Source organism: Oryzifoliimicrobium ureilyticum (assembly GCF_037199735.1).
GTDB classification, from domain to species: domain Bacteria; phylum Pseudomonadota; class Alphaproteobacteria; order Rhizobiales; family Rhizobiaceae; genus Rhizobium; species Rhizobium ureilyticus.
The window spans coordinates 1-14,097 of record NZ_JBBBVQ010000033.1 but is presented as its reverse complement, the minus strand read 5'-3'; the positions used below and the strand labels follow the sequence as shown (position 1 = coordinate 14,097).

Genomic DNA, 14,097 nt, shown 5'->3' with positions numbered 1-14,097 from the left:
AGAGGACCATCATGAACTGCGGAGGCGGCAGATGAGCGGGTTCAGTGATCTGGACGCGGCTCCCCCCTTCGTCATTGCCGTGGCCAACCGGAAGGGCGGCACGGGAAAGACGACGACGGCGGTGAATCTGGCGGCAGGTCTCGTTCGCCATGGCCTGCGCACCCTGCTGATCGATTTCGACAGCCAGGGCCATGCCGGGCTGGCGTTCGGCCTTATCGCAGGACGAAACGAGCCAACGGCGCACGACGTGTTCTCAACCGGTCCTGAAGCGCTGGAACATGCCATTATCGCAGCCACTGGAAAGACGGGATTGCCTGACCTTGCGCTTGCTGACATCCGGTCACCGCACCCCGCTGGCATCCTGGCGCCGGACCTGCTAGTGCGCGCGCTCGATGTGCCGCGCATTCGCGAAAGCTACGATGTCGTAGTGATCGATACGCCGCCGTCTCTCGATGCGTTGATGGTGACGGCACTGACGGCCGCCAATGCTGCCATCGTGCCATTCGTGCCGCATCCGCTTTCCTTCGAAGGCGTACGGCAGTTCAGCCGTGTCTTTTTTTCCGTGAGATTGGGCGCGGAACCGCGTCTGCGGCACGTCGCCCTGCTGCCTGTTATGGCAAGTTCGAATGTCCTCGTACATAGGCGGATGATCGAGTCCCTGCGCCAGGAATTTGGCAACGAACGCATTCTCGATCCGATCCGCTCGGACATCAGGCTGGCCGAGGCTTTCGCTGCTCACCAACCAATCTTCGACTATACCCCATCCGGCCGCGGTGCGCAGGACTATGCCGGGCTGACCGAAGCAATTGTGCTGCGCTGGGGGCTCGGGTCATGACGCGCGGTCTGTACGGAAGATACAGTTCTGTCTTGCGACAATGTCTGAATTCGCGGCCGTCAACACATGCGGATGAAGTTCTTGATCGTTCGTGTGCCGACATCACTGAGACTTACCCAGCAGGTGCGGCTTGGCCGTATCTTTCTCATCGTTCCGGTGGTTTTCACCTTGCCGGCGATCGACCAGAAACGAGAACGACATGATGAACCACTTCAACGGCGCTTCCGGCAAGGCGGCAACCGGCATCATAGGCCTTGATGACGTGATGCAAGGCGGCCTGCCCAAAGGGCGGACGACGCTGATCGAGGGCGGGCCTGGCTGTGGAAAGACGGTTCTCGCTTTGCAGATGCTGGTTAACGGCGCAAAATTTTTGGGCGAGCCCGGAATCTTTGTCGCGTTCGAAGAGAGTTCGCAGCGGATCGCTCTGAATGCTGGCACATTCGGCTGGGACCTTGAGGGCCTTCAACGCGATAACCTCTTTTTCATTGATGCCCAGCCAAGCTATGATCTGGTTCAGTCTGGCCCTTTCGACCTTGGCGGCATGCTCGCGGCTCTCGATGTCAAGGTTAAGGAGATGGGTGCCAAGCGCGTCGTTTTCGATGCGATCGACATGGTTCTCGACCTTTTCGAACATCGCCAAACCGCCCGCAATGAGACCTATAGGCTGCACCAGTGGCTCAACGATCGTGGACTGACGGCTGTTATCACGGCAAAGGCAAGTCCGCTTATCAACAGCGGAACGTCGGAGGCACTGGAGTTTCTGCAGTTCATGGTCGATTGCTCGATTTTCCTGCGCCACGACATGGTAGAAGGAACATCCCAGAGAAATATCCGCGTGGGCAAGTTCAGAGGCTCGCCCTTCGAGGAGAATGCAGCGCCATTCGGTATCGGGCCGAGAGGCATCGAGGTTGCCTATGGCGGGCACGCCGACGCTTTGAAGCGTAAGGCGTCGGCCGAGCGTCTTTCGAGCGGCGTCAAGCGGCTCGATACTATGCTCGATGGCGGCTACTATCGGGGTGCGGGCATCCTGTTGACCGGCTCACCCGGAACGGCGAAGACCACGCTCGCTGGCGCCTTCGCGGTCGCCTCGTGTGAGCGCGGCGACAAAACCCTGTTCGTCACACTGGATTCTCCGGAAGAGGAAATTCTTCGCAATCTCTCCGTAGTGGGCGTCGATCTTGAGACCCACGTCGATTCTGGTACGCTGCTCTTCAAGACCATACGGTCGACGACCGCGAGCGCCGAGATCCACCTGATGCGGATTCGCGATATTGTTCAATCGCATGGCGCACGTTGCCTCGTCATCGACCCTATTTCGGCCTTGTCGAAATCCGGCAATCTCGGCACTGCAAGAAACGTCGTCGAGCGGTTGATCGACTGGTCGAAGACGCAGGAGATCACGCTGCTTTGCACAAGCCTTCTGGAAGGGGACAATCCGCTTGCCGAAACCACCGCCGTCCAGATTTCGACGCTGGCTGATACGTGGATCCATCTCAACTATCTCGTTCATGCCGGAGAACGCAATCGCGCGTTGTCGATCATCAAATCGCGCGGAAGCAACCATTCGAATCAGGTCCGCGAGCTCATCCTCAGTCCGGCAGGCATCACACTGGCCGACGTCTTCACCGCGGGTGGCGAAGTTCTCATGGGCACCATGCGCTGGGAGAAGGAGCGTGCAGCCCAACAGGAGAAAGTGGAGCGCGAGGCGCAGTTGAGGCGCCGCCGGATGGAACTCTCGGCAGAAGCGACTGCCCTTCAAGGCCGCATCGACGCTTTGCAGCAAGAGCTTGCCGAGAAGCGCGAAGATGTCGACCGGTTGAACGCAGGTATCACCGAAAGCAGCGCGGCTGCAATCGACAGTCTGGTCGCGTTGCGCCAATTACGCCGGGGAGACGTCATCGACACCGTATCGAAAGGCGAGCCTTGATGTCCAACCCTGTGCATTTTCGTCTTTATGTGGCAGGCACCGCACCGCATTCACAGAGGGCGGCAGCCAATCTGCGTGCGTTCTGTGCGGCGCATCTTGGCGGTCGCCACCAGATCGAGGTTATAGACCTTTTCGGGGATCCGCTCCGCGCCCTCACGGACAAGGTGCTCCTGACGCCGACACTCGTCGTCAACAATTCCGGCACGATCCGGCGAATCGTCGGCGATCTTAGCGAAACATCCATATTGCTGGACTTCGTTGAAGGCGAAGCAACGTGAGTCCGCGCGAGGTGCTTGTCGAAAGCGGAACGGACGAACTCACGCGTCTGATCGAACTGTTGCAGGAGACGCAGCAGCGCATCATAACCCTGACGGACGGTCTGGTTGATGCCGTCATGCCCGCGTCGGGAAACCTGCTGCTCCTGCCGAACACCCAGACCCATTTCCGCGATCAGGCGATCGCATACCAGGCCTTCGCCGCCGAGCGCAGCGCCATTCTCGACGCGCTGCCCGCACATGTCGCCCTTTTGAACGCAACGGGAGAGATCCGCTCGGGCAACGCCGTGTGGCTAAGCTTTGCCGAAAGGCTCTCAGCCATGCCGGGACTGGCGGTCGGCAGCGTCTACGCCGATTTCTGGAGCATTCCGGAAGCCTTCCGTAATGTAGACGCAGCGGGTGTTCGCGTTGGTATTGCCGCCGTACTCAGCCGCAAGCGGGGGCTATTCGACGTGGAATTTTGCCTGCATCTTCTTCCGTCGAAGCCATGGTTCCGCCTTGTCGTGGCGTCGCTGGCCGATGATGCCGAGCGGGGGGCCGTCGTCATGCACATCGACATCACCGGGCAGAAGGCAAACGAGGAAAAGGTTCGGCAGATGCAGCGCCTTGACGCGCTCGGTCAACTGACGGGCGGCGTTGCCCATGACTTCAACAATCTCCTAATGGTTATCATGGGGAACAGCGAGGCGCTTCTCGACAGTCTCGCCGAAGACGAGCAGCGGCGTGACTGGGCCGAACTGATCGTCCTTGCCTCAGAAAAAGGGGCGGCGCTGACCAATCGCCTGCTGGCCTTTGCCCGCCGTCAAGCTCTCGCACCGGAAACGATCGACCTGTCAGCATTGCTCGCAGGCGTCGTCCAGCTCCTTCAACGGACGATCGGCGAACATATTTCGATCACAGTTTCCGCTTTCGATGGTCCCTGTCATGTCCACGCCGATCGGTCCCAGCTCGAGAACGCGGTCATCAACCTCTGCATCAATGCGCGAGACGCCATGTTGCAGGGCGGCACTATCACAATCAATCTGGCAAGTCGCGATATCCTTCCGGAAGACAAACCGCCTGCCGCCGACCTGGCTTCCGGGGACTATGTCGTGTTGACGGTTTCTGACACGGGTAGCGGCATGGATGCCGCAACGCTGATGCGATCCTGCGAGCCCTTCTTCACAACGAAGCCGATGGGTAAGGGCACGGGCCTCGGTCTCAGCGTCGTCTACGGCTTCATCAAGCAGTCGAACGGTGCGATCTCCATCGACTCAACCGTGGGCGAAGGTACCGACGTTCACCTGTGGCTTCCACGCGTCCCAGAAGCCGCAACTAAGGTCGCTCCCAGCTCGCTCCCAAATCAAGGGGTCAAAGGCGAACGAATCCTGCTCGCGGAGGACGATCCGCTGGTGGCCCGCTCGGTTTGTCAGCAACTTGTCGGCTTCGGCTATCGGGTCGAGACCGTTTCGAGCGGCGCGGAAGCGCTGGCCTATCTGGCGCAGGATGCAGCGTTTGACCTTGTCTTCACCGACATCGTCATGCCGGGCGGCGTCGGCGGGCTTGAGCTGGCACGCGAGGCCGGGCGCCTCTATCCACATCTCAAATTCCTGCTGACATCGGGCTATGCCGATGCCCTTGACGATGCCTTGCGGGTGCGTCTCGCCGGCAACCTTATCGCCAAGCCTTACAAGCGCTCCGCACTGGGAGAAAAACTCGACGCCTTGCTCCGGCAAGCACCGGCGGTTGGGTAAGCATTCATAGCACGACTGACGGCAAAACAACGGCGTCCCAGAGAGAAAGCAGCACGACCTAATATGGATATTCTGATCATCGAGGATGACGCCCTCATTGCGAGAACAATCAAAAGCACGTGGCCGGTCGCCGGCGACACTTTGTACGTCGTCTCGACCTACGCGCAATCCCTCAGGCTGATCACAGGACCGGAGTTGATGTTGTTCGATGCCGTGGTGCTCGACATCCATCTCCCCGATGGCGACGGTCTTGGAATCCTGCGCACGATCCGAGCGCATTCAAACGTGCCGATCGTGATGATCTCGGGAACCGGCACGCCCGATACGCGTGCCGGTATCTTTGATGTCGGTGCGGACGATTACCTGATGAAGCCCTTCTCCGTTCGCGAACTTCAGGCGCGGGTGGCGCGGCTCGTCACGGTTCGCAGGGCGGCGCAGCCGTACAGCCCCGCTTCAACCTTTTTTGTAAATCGCGTCGAATGTGATCTTCAGATCCGGCACCTCAGCGTGGGATCTGTGACCGAGGCACTCACCGACGCTGAGGCGCGCATCCTCGGCTACCTCCAGGCGAATGCCGGCAAAACCTGCAGCAAGTCAGCTATCTACAAACACGCCTTTTTCCGTGTCTATAATCCGACGGATAAAACGCTCGATGTCTATGTTGGGCGTATCCGAAAAAAACTTTCCTCCTTGGATGCCGACAGTGCGCTCCATCTTCAAACGGCACGCGGAGTCGGCTACCGATTGGAAGTGTCGCAAGGTCGACATCAGGTTGTAACAGGCTGAAGCGCGCGAATTACATCATTGCATTCGGTGAGAGACTTTCTATCTTTGCGGCTGGTGTGTGGTGTGGAACGCTGTATATGTCATCACGCGGGCCTGTCGCTTAGCACACGACGCATGTCAATGGTGAGCCCGAGGGCCTCCAGTGCCGTCAACTGGTCGTGTTGAACCGACGAGAGAGTCGCATTTTCATTCATCAATGCGGTTACCTGAAGCCTCGCGAAAAGGTGTGGCGTATGCTGCGCGATAATGCGCAGCTCGCCACCTAGCATTGCCAGAGCTTCGGCATCAACCGCAATGCCGAATCGCGCAGGCTGATCCTGGACTTTAAGATCCCGCAGCTTCTCTTGAACGAGCGACAGATTGCAGAGAAACAGAGTCCTCGCCTGCTCGATATTCATCGCAGACAGAAGCTCCACTGATTCTATGGTTCCAAACATCGGATCTTTGAGGCCATTGACGATATGGACGGAAGACTGCCCCGTACGACCGGTCTCCCCAGGCAGAAGAGTGGTTAACAGGGCACCGCTCCATACTGCATTGAAAATATCGATCCGTTGCAGGGCAGAGATCGAATCCCGGTCCATCCGGCAGTGGCCCCAGCGAGGTACGCTTGACCCAAAATGAGAAACGGGACGAAAAGTTGCCTGCGTCGCGAAAGCTTGGCCAGTCATTGTCATGCTCCTTTTCCAACTTGGATTGAACATGCAGGCGAGACCTTAATCCACCCTTTGATAAAAGTAAAAAACGGTAAACGACGGGCATGGTCCGCAGGAGCGTGCTTTATAAAAAAGGCACCAGAAGCGCCGCTGGCAACGCGGATCTTCAACGCCGAGAGTTCTCCAGGCCGTCTTTGATAGAAAGCCACTAGATGTGGCCGCTTTTCGGGTCGGCCTCGTGTCGGCATTTGACTGAACGTGACCGCACAGCAAGCATGGTCAAGCGCGTCTTAGCTGTAGAGATGTCGCGCATCCAGTGCCGATGTGAAGTTTCGCGGCTGGCCTATGTTGAGCGAGACATTCAATACGTTCGATAAAGGCCTTGCCGTCGAACCGCTTCCGGTCTGCGGAGGTTCTATTGCCGGGGACGCAGGCATGAAAATAGACTTCCAGATTGATAACCGGAAGGGCGCGGATATTGCGCAGTAGATTGATGTTAGGCCTGGTTGTAATGGCGAAAGCAAATTCTTAGAAGCGGAGTGCGTCGAAAGCCTCTGATACGTTGGGTATTGCGACACACACAAACCCCCGGTCCTCCAGCCTCGCGACGATCGGAAGGCTAGCGGATTCCGGCAAAAAGACCAGTATCTTTGTCACAGTGACAGCGTGTGGCATAAGCTTTTCAGTCTTTGATCAAAGACTGTAGTCCCTACCGTTGCAGCACTGCGTTTAGTTTTATGCAGTTTCATGCTGATCTGCTGTGTTCGCTACAAAGACAACAAGGCATTGACAAAACTCCTCGAAACTTGCTGGGTAAGTATGAGCCGACGAACTGGGCGCGCGACATCCCAACAGCCACGGCGGCAGCCAGCGCTGCGTTTTGCCGAGTGGTTTGCATTGTAAGTCCCAGATCCTGGCCGCGCTTCTGCCCTATCGCACTCGAGGTCGCCGCTGCCGTCACCGCTCTCTCGTCTTCATGTCCCACACTTGTTTTACTGAACGCAGCATCTGTAACCGGGTCTTATGATCCGGTCGAGGAGACACAACCAATCAACACGCCTCATTGTCGTAAAGCACCTGCTGGTGCACGCACCTCCAATCATGACCGCAGCGACAGAATTCGATTTCACACCAGTCGAACGACAACCTTGCCCTTGGCGCGCCCGGCTTCCAGATAGGCAAGCGCTTCTCTTGACTGATCGAAAGGAAAAACCTTGTCGATAACAGGACGGATGTGAGCGGCTTCGATGATGCCACCGATTTGCGCGAGTTGATCGCCGTCCGGTCTAACGAATAGGAAGGAATAGCGGACATTACGCTTCTTCGCGAGCCGCAGGATCTTCCGGCTCATGAGGCTGAAGACAAACCGTAACACGGCATTGAGGTTACGCGCGCGGGCGAAGGCGGCATCAAGGGGGCCAATCAGCGAAACAATGATGCTGTTGGGTTTCAGGATCTGCAGCGACTTCTCGATACCGTCGCCACGGATGGTCCCGAGAACCATGTCGTATCCGCGAAGGACGGTTTCGAATTCCTGCTTCTTGTAATCGACCACTTCGTCTGCGCCGAGACTTTTCACAAGGTCGATATTGCCCGTGCTGGTCGTCGTGCCGACCTTGGCACCAAGGTATTTTGCGAGCTGAATGGCGAAGGTGCCGATGCCGCCCGATCCGGCGGGGATGAAAACCTTCTGCCCGGCTTTCAGTCCGGCTCGTTCCTTGAACGCTTGCCAGGACGTGAGGCCAACCATCGGGATCGACGCCGCTTCGACAAAATCAAGGTTGCTCGGCTTCGGTGCAGCGAAGCGCTCCGGAACTGCAACGAACTCAGCCAGAGTGCCGCGACCAAGATCAAAGACGCTGGCAAAGACCGCGTCGCCGACTTTGAACCGCGTTACGCGCGCTCCTATCTGCGTCACGACGCCTGCGACATCGCTGCCCATCGTGGCTGGTAGATCGAACTTGAGCACGGGCTTGAACGTGCCTTTGGGGATCATGTTGTCGATCGGGTTCAGCCCGACGGCATGCACTTGCACGAGGATTTCGTCCGGGGCGATCGCGGGACGCGGCACATCTGTGTATTCAGGCCGCGTGGATTTACCGTAGCGTTTGAAGGTAAGAGCTTTCATCGTTTTCTGCCTTGAAGAGAGTGTTGTTGTGGTCCGGGTGGACGAGCCGATCAGGCCGCCAGGAAAGCTTTTGCTTCCTTCAGGAACGTATCATGATACTGGAAAATGCCGCCGTGGCCGGCATCTGGATAGAGCACGAGCTTGGCATGCGGAAAGCGTTTTGCCATGTCGGCTGAATTCTCGCTCGGCACCATGATGTCGTGGTCACCATTGACGACCAGGACGGGTTGCCGGATTGTCTCAAGCGATTGTGGGGGCTGGAGGCCCCAAGCCTTTATAGCCTTCAACTGCCGCAGCATCGGGCCAAAGCCAACGGTTTTGTCACGGTTGTTCTTCCGCTCGTTCAGGCGCGCTACGAAGGCGTTGGCGGCGCGTCGGCCATTGGCGCTCGATGTGAAAAACAGAAAGATCTTTGGATCGCGGAAAGTGGCAAGCCCCTTGAAGATCAGCGGCCAGGATACGGCGCCGACTTTTGCAATACCCTTGCCACCGGCAGGTCCGGTTCCGGCAAGAATGGCGCGTCGCACAAGATCCGGCGCGTCGAACAGGATCTGCTGACTGACAAAGCCACCTAGTGAAAAGCCAACCAGATCGACTTGAGAGAGCCCGAGCGCACGAATGACGGCGATCATGTCACGCGCCATGTCCTTGATGGTCAGTGGCGCCTTGTCGCCCGAGGTTCCGATGCCGCGATAATTGAGCGCGTAGACCGGGCGATCAGCTGAGAGCCCTTCCACCAAGCGCGGGTCGAAATTATCAAGGTTCGCCGCCCAGTGATTGAGCAACACGATGGGAACGCCAGTTTCTGGGTGAATCCCCTTGGCAGGACCGAGCCGGCGATAGGCGAACCGCGTGCCGAACGCCTGAACATGTTGGGTCGGGACAGTTTTCCAGTCGTGAATGCGGTTGTCGTTGGTCATGGTGGATAGCCTCGGGATACTGCGTTAGCGTTTTGGCGGGGCGGACGGTTGAGAAGATGTCAGTCTTGGTAGGCCGGCGGCAGCCCAAAAGAGCGCCGCCATCCTGGTTCAATCAGCCAGTGTGGGATAGTCGGTGTAGCCCTTGGCTCCGCCGCCATAGAGGGTGGTGAAATCCACATCATTCAGCGCTGAGCCGGCTTTCAGCCGTTTCACCAGATCAGGATTGGCGATGAACATTCGACCAAATGCGAAGAGGTCGGCTTCATCGTGGGCGAGCTGGAGCTCGGCGAGCGTCAGGTCCAGGCCATTGTTGACCATAAAAGTTTGGCCGAAGCGCTTGCGGAGGGCGGCGTAATCGAATGGCGTCGCCTCACGTGGACCGCCTGTCGCGCCTTCGACGATATGGATATAGGCGATACCGAGCCTGTCGAGTTGCTCTGCAACGTAATTGAACTGCTGCTGTTCGTTACCAGAGAGGACGATGCCGCTCGCAGGTGAGACCGGAGACAGGCGAACGCCTGTACGATCAGCACCGATCTCTCTCGACACAGCAGCAGTCACTTCCAGCAAGAGACGGGCGCGGCTTTCGATCGACCCGCCATAGCCGTCAGTTCGGGTATTCGCCGTCTCGCGCAAAAACTGGTCGATCAGATAACCGTTGGCGCCATGCACCTCGACGCCATCGAAGCCCGCCTTGATGGCGTTTTCGGCTGCCTGTCGGAAGGATTCGACAATACCGGGGATCTCATCGCTCTCAAGAGCGCGTGGTTCCGACACATCCGCAAAACCGTTATTGACGAATGTCTTGGTTTCCGCACGGATGGCCGACGGAGCGACCGGAGCCTTACCGCCGAGCAGGTCCACGTGGCTGACGCGGCCGACATGCCAAAGCTGGACAAAGATACGCCCGCCCTTGGCATGAACGGCGTCCGTCACCGCGCGCCAGCCAGCAATCTGTTCTGGCGTGTAGAGGCCGGGGGTATCCTGATAGCCCTGCGCCTGTTCCGACACCTGGGTCGCCTCGGTGATAATTAGGCCGGCGCTGGCGCGCTGGCTATAATATTCTGCAGCAAGCGCGCCAGGCACCAGGCCGGCACCGGCACGGTTCCGCGTCAGCGGCGCCATCACGATGCGATTGGAGAGAGTGAGAGCACCAAGCTGGTATGGCTCGAAGAGAGACTTGTCAGTCATAGGATAGTCGCCTTCTATGGAAACTGGAAATGTTGTACCGACCACAGCCACTCAGCCCTTCGTCCGGTAGCGCTCGGCCGCATGGGTCTGAGCGACATTCGGCAACATGGCTTGGCGGGCCGCCTGGAATGCATCCCATTGCGCGGCATCGGGCAGCGGCGGAACTGTAACCGGCTCGCGGCGGTCAAACCCAACCAGCGCTGCATCAACCAACTCACCCACCTCCATAACACCGTTCATGGTGTTGACGTCCGCACCTGCATGTTCCCAGATCTCAGTACGCGTGGCAGCGGGGAGCACAGCTTGGACGTAGACGCCCTTGGGGCCGAGTTCGAGGCTCAGCCCCTGCGACAGGAACAGAATAAACGCCTTGGTCGCGCCATAGACGGTCATCGCGAATTCCGGCGCAACGCCGACGACGGAACCAATGTTAATGATTGCGCCGTTGCCTGCCTTAACGAGACGAGGGGCGACGGCGCTGGCAAGCCGCAGCGGCGCCGTGGTGTTGAGCGCGACCAGCCGGGTGACATCTTCCGTGGACTGATCGAGGAAGCTGCCTCCGAGCGCGGTGCCGGCATTGTTGACGAGGATGCCAATGCTGCTGTCGTCACGCAACCGGGCTTCGACCGCGGCGAGGTCTGCCGGCTTGGTCAGATCTGCCTGAATGATGTCGACCTTTACGCCTGCTTCACTCCGCAGACGGGTCGCGAGGGCCTCCATGCGATCGCTATTACGCGCGACGAGGACAAGATCGTGGCCGCGGTGCGCGAAGCGGTCGGCGTAAGTGGCACCAATGCCCGTGGAGGCACCGGTGATCAGGACGGAAGGAATGTCAGTCATGGTATTGCTCTCTTTCCTATTGAACCCTATAATCATGATGATCATCACGTTTGCCTAAATATGATGGCCATCATGATTATGTCAATAGCCCCACGGAGATTTCTGGATGAAGGTCAGTCGAGAACAGATGATCGAGAATCGGAACCGCATTTTGAATGTCGCGAGTGGATTGTTCCGTGAGAGGGGGTTCGACGCAGTCAGCTTGTCCGAGGTGATGAAGGCTGTTGGCCTGACCCACGGCGCCTTCTACAGCCATTTCAGCTCCAAAGACGAGTTGATTGCCGCAACAATCGCGCACGCTCTCTCGAGCGATGAGGAAGGCAGCTTCGATCTGCGGGCGTATCTCAGAGACTATCTTTCGCCGTTGCATCGAAACAATCCTGCCAGGGGTTGTCCAACGGCTGGCCTTGCTGCGGACGTTCGCCACCAGACGCCCGCAGCGCGTGCAGCAATGAGTGCCGGCCTCAGGGCACAGCTTGTGCGAATGGAAAATGCCCTTCCGCAAGTCAAACCCTCCGAACGGCGGCGCACGGCCATTGGAACATGGGCCGCCATGATCGGTGCGGTGATCCTTGCTCGTGCGGTCGACGACGAGGCGCTGTCTGATGAAGTACTGGAGCAAACGCGGGTATGGATTGAGAGAATAACGCAACCCGCCTTAAAATGATAGGCCACAGACTGCTGGGCACTCTTGAGGTCTCGAGTACCATCACCTCGCTTAGGTTCAACAGTCCTCCAGCGACTGCCGTGGCCGCGACACGGCCTCCGACATCCGACGCCCTTGAAGTATGCGGTACGATCCCGATACATTGTTAGGCAAGGCTCTCTATCTGTTGGTGGAAGATTCATGGTATAAAGGATATACCTGGTGTCAATTAGGCACTTTAACCACACTAGGTTTAAGAAAGGAAACTAAGTGGCCGACACACTCTGCCCAACCGAATACAGCGACCATCTTAGCAGGATGATCCTCGATCAGATCGCCGACAAATGGTCTATTCTGATTATCGCGGCTCTTTGCTCTGGTCCAATGCGCTTCAATGGACTGAAGCGCGAGTTGAACGGAGTGACCCAAAAGGCGCTCACACAGACGCTGAGGCGTCTTGAACGACTTGGTCTCGTCGAACGTCGCGTTCTACCTGTTTCTCCGGTCGCGGTGGAATATAGCGTGACCGCGCTTGGTGAGTCCCTCAAAGCCCCATTTCAGGCTGTCTTCCAGTGGTCCGTCGCACATGCGCCAGACATTGAGTCAGCGAAAAGAAAATTCGATCTGGAACGCGGGAGCGTCTGAACCTGCGCGGCGGGAAACTCCGTCGCTATGTCTTTTCACCTATCGAGCGCAATTCCTTTTGTTCTGAGGCGTATAGTTCGACGCGGTCCCGACCTTGGGCCTTTGACAAGTATAGCGCTTGGTCGGCCTGGGCTCGAAGCTCCTTCAAGGCCCCAACACCGTCCCACAGTGCAACACCTACGCTTACGCTTGTGCTGATCGTGTCGCCCGCCACTGTAAATGCGAGTTTCTTGATTGCCCGGCGAATTTCGTCGGCTTTGGTGTATGCTGTTGCTTCAGTTTGGCCGCCGAGGAAAAGCCCGAACTCCTCGCCACCAAGACGCCCGAGTGCAACCTCTTTTCCGGCGACAGCCGCAATGGTTTGGGCCACGCCAATCAGCACGGCGTCACCGGTCTCATGGCCATGACGGTCATTGACACTCTTGAAGTGATCGATGTCGATCATGACGTAGGTATCGCCTTTTCGGAGCACAGTTGGGAGATGCGAAAGGAAGCGCTGCCGATTGGGTATACCTGTCAGAGCATCGGTATTGGCTAGCGTTAGCAGTAGCGCTTCAGCGCGCTCGTGTACAAGAACGAGCACAAACAGCGCCAGGGAAAAGTGGCAGATAATCAGCAGGAAAAAGGCGCTGCGCGCTTCGATCAGACTAAATGCCGGGAATACCATTTCGACGGTTACAAGCGCCGAAAATGCCGCCGCAGCGGAAATGGAGGCAATAATGCCGAGTCTCCCGGTCAAACCCTCAGTGAAGAAGTCTCTCGCAATACCCACACCTGAGACGGTAAGAAATCCGGCAGCAGTCGCGTTGAAAATCGCTGCTCGCGTCGAATTATCGGCGTACCAACGCGTGCAACCTACCACTGCCGATATTGCCAAGGCCGCCATGATCAGAAGCCAATCGGCTTGTTTCGGTTGGCGAGAGCTCAGGCGAAGCAGCCCCGCCGCCATTAAGGAATACCCTGTCACGCCGAATGAGAAGCTTCCTAAAGACCCTAATATGAACGCGATTGAGCCGAGTTCGCCCAATCCCGCTAGTGTGGATGCTAAAGCGAGTAGGCAGTAGCCAACCGCGAGTAGACCAAGCCCAGGCTCCTTGGACCGCCATCGCACGTAGAAAAAGCAAATTGAACCAACGATATAAGAAGACTTGTGAAGGAGAAGAACTGTTGCGAGATCCATCGTGGAACCAAAAAACTCTTGAACCTGTGCCCTTTTCGCGTCGCTGATTGCCCCACACGGCGATCATCTACTTACCGCCCCGAAGCTTTCGGGTTTGTGGCGCCCGCTGGACGATGAGTTCGATCGGGCTCCTGAACTTCAAGGTTTGCCGACCCTAGTGGCGTTCAGAGTGTCCCTACTATTGTGAACGCTAGCCATCGGCCTCGCGCCTGATCTGATCTCCCAGCTTGCCGAACGTCGACAGCTGTAATGTCTGAAGATCAGCGACTGCAGCGGCTCTGTCAGGTCATGCTGACAAAGCCAAAGTCGTCGAGGCATGCCCCTTAAAACTCTTC

General features: G+C 57.8%; 13 protein-coding genes. 7 read left to right on the top strand and 6 right to left on the bottom strand.

The genetic code is table 11. The features are described 5' to 3' along the window. The first annotated feature begins 31 nt into the window (after positions 1 to 31). The 5 genes from VQ830_RS26835 (at position 32) to VQ830_RS26815 (ending at position 5,556) form a co-directional block, all read left to right on the top strand. Complete coding sequence (locus tag VQ830_RS26835; protein WP_337271220.1) at positions 32 to 835, top strand: ParA family protein; 804 nt, start codon at positions 32 to 34, stop codon at positions 833 to 835. Positions 836 to 1,034: 199 nt separating this feature from the next. Then, complete coding sequence (gene kaiC / locus VQ830_RS26830) at positions 1,035 to 2,762, top strand: circadian clock protein KaiC (protein ID WP_337271219.1); 1,728 nt, start codon at positions 1,035 to 1,037, stop codon at positions 2,760 to 2,762. Further along, on the top strand, positions 2,762 to 3,040 hold the full coding sequence (locus VQ830_RS26825; protein WP_337271218.1) for a circadian clock KaiB family protein: 279 nt from the start codon (positions 2,762 to 2,764) through the stop codon (positions 3,038 to 3,040). Before kaiC ends, VQ830_RS26825 begins: the two co-directional genes overlap by 1 nt. Then, positions 3,037 to 4,770: an ATP-binding protein gene (locus VQ830_RS26820; RefSeq protein WP_337271217.1), complete on the top strand. Its 1,734-nt coding sequence runs from the start codon at positions 3,037 to 3,039 to the stop codon at positions 4,768 to 4,770. The genes VQ830_RS26825 and VQ830_RS26820 overlap by 4 nt, the downstream gene beginning before the upstream one ends. A gap of 63 nt (positions 4,771 to 4,833) precedes the next feature. Beyond that, the gene (locus tag VQ830_RS26815) at positions 4,834 to 5,556 is read left to right on the top strand and encodes a response regulator transcription factor (RefSeq protein WP_337271216.1); all 723 of its coding nucleotides are present in this window, start codon (positions 4,834 to 4,836) and stop codon (positions 5,554 to 5,556) included. Positions 5,557 to 5,639: 83 nt separating this feature from the next. Here VQ830_RS26815 and VQ830_RS26810 read toward each other — a convergent pair whose 3' ends face one another. The 5 genes from VQ830_RS26810 to VQ830_RS26790 form a co-directional block, all read right to left on the bottom strand. After that, the gene (locus tag VQ830_RS26810) at positions 5,640 to 6,227 is read right to left on the bottom strand and encodes a hypothetical protein (protein WP_337271215.1); all 588 of its coding nucleotides are present in this window, start codon (positions 6,225 to 6,227) and stop codon (positions 5,640 to 5,642) included. 1,111 nt (positions 6,228 to 7,338) lie between these two features. Continuing rightward, complete coding sequence (locus VQ830_RS26805; RefSeq protein ID WP_337271214.1) at positions 7,339 to 8,340, bottom strand: NADP-dependent oxidoreductase; 1,002 nt, start codon at positions 8,338 to 8,340, stop codon at positions 7,339 to 7,341. Between the two features lie 50 nt (positions 8,341 to 8,390). Further along, the gene (locus tag VQ830_RS26800; RefSeq protein ID WP_337271213.1) at positions 8,391 to 9,260 is read right to left on the bottom strand and encodes an alpha/beta fold hydrolase; all 870 of its coding nucleotides are present in this window, start codon (positions 9,258 to 9,260) and stop codon (positions 8,391 to 8,393) included. Between the two features lie 108 nt (positions 9,261 to 9,368). Continuing rightward, positions 9,369 to 10,451, bottom strand: a complete 1,083-nt coding sequence (locus VQ830_RS26795; protein ID WP_337271212.1) for an alkene reductase — start codon at positions 10,449 to 10,451, stop codon at positions 9,369 to 9,371. 51 nt (positions 10,452 to 10,502) lie between these two features. Further along, positions 10,503 to 11,291 (bottom strand): SDR family NAD(P)-dependent oxidoreductase, encoded by a 789-nt coding sequence (locus VQ830_RS26790; RefSeq protein WP_337271211.1) that lies wholly within the window; start codon positions 11,289 to 11,291, stop codon positions 10,503 to 10,505. Between the two features lie 106 nt (positions 11,292 to 11,397). Here VQ830_RS26790 and VQ830_RS26785 point away from each other — a divergent pair, with 106 nt between their 5' ends. After that, positions 11,398 to 11,958 (top strand): TetR/AcrR family transcriptional regulator, encoded by a 561-nt coding sequence (locus VQ830_RS26785; protein ID WP_337271210.1) that lies wholly within the window; start codon positions 11,398 to 11,400, stop codon positions 11,956 to 11,958. A gap of 249 nt (positions 11,959 to 12,207) precedes the next feature. Beyond that, positions 12,208 to 12,582, top strand: coding sequence for a winged helix-turn-helix transcriptional regulator (locus tag VQ830_RS26780; RefSeq protein WP_337271209.1), 375 nt, complete (start codon positions 12,208 to 12,210; stop codon positions 12,580 to 12,582). 25 nt (positions 12,583 to 12,607) lie between these two features. On the opposite strand, the gene VQ830_RS26775 is transcribed toward VQ830_RS26780, so the two are convergent. Then, the gene (locus VQ830_RS26775; protein ID WP_337271208.1) at positions 12,608 to 13,531 is read right to left on the bottom strand and encodes a GGDEF domain-containing protein; all 924 of its coding nucleotides are present in this window, start codon (positions 13,529 to 13,531) and stop codon (positions 12,608 to 12,610) included. Positions 13,532 to 14,097 lie beyond the last annotated feature (566 nt).

Coding starts and splice junctions, on each gene's coding strand:
- VQ830_RS26835 (WP_337271220.1), top strand. CDS start 32: ATGAGCGGGTTCAGTGATCTGGACGCGGCTCCCCCCTTCGTCATTGCC.
- kaiC (WP_337271219.1), top strand. CDS start 1,035: ATGATGAACCACTTCAACGGCGCTTCCGGCAAGGCGGCAACCGGCATC.
- VQ830_RS26825 (WP_337271218.1), top strand. CDS start 2,762: ATGTCCAACCCTGTGCATTTTCGTCTTTATGTGGCAGGCACCGCACCG.
- VQ830_RS26815 (WP_337271216.1), top strand. CDS start 4,834: ATGGATATTCTGATCATCGAGGATGACGCCCTCATTGCGAGAACAATC.
- VQ830_RS26810 (WP_337271215.1), bottom strand. CDS start 6,227: ATGACTGGCCAAGCTTTCGCGACGCAGGCAACTTTTCGTCCCGTTTCT.
- VQ830_RS26805 (WP_337271214.1), bottom strand. CDS start 8,340: ATGAAAGCTCTTACCTTCAAACGCTACGGTAAATCCACGCGGCCTGAA.
- VQ830_RS26800 (WP_337271213.1), bottom strand. CDS start 9,260: ATGACCAACGACAACCGCATTCACGACTGGAAAACTGTCCCGACCCAA.
- VQ830_RS26795 (WP_337271212.1), bottom strand. CDS start 10,451: ATGACTGACAAGTCTCTCTTCGAGCCATACCAGCTTGGTGCTCTCACT.
- VQ830_RS26790 (WP_337271211.1), bottom strand. CDS start 11,291: ATGACTGACATTCCTTCCGTCCTGATCACCGGTGCCTCCACGGGCATT.
- VQ830_RS26785 (WP_337271210.1), top strand. CDS start 11,398: ATGAAGGTCAGTCGAGAACAGATGATCGAGAATCGGAACCGCATTTTG.
- VQ830_RS26775 (WP_337271208.1), bottom strand. CDS start 13,531: ATGGCGGCGGGGCTGCTTCGCCTGAGCTCTCGCCAACCGAAACAAGCC.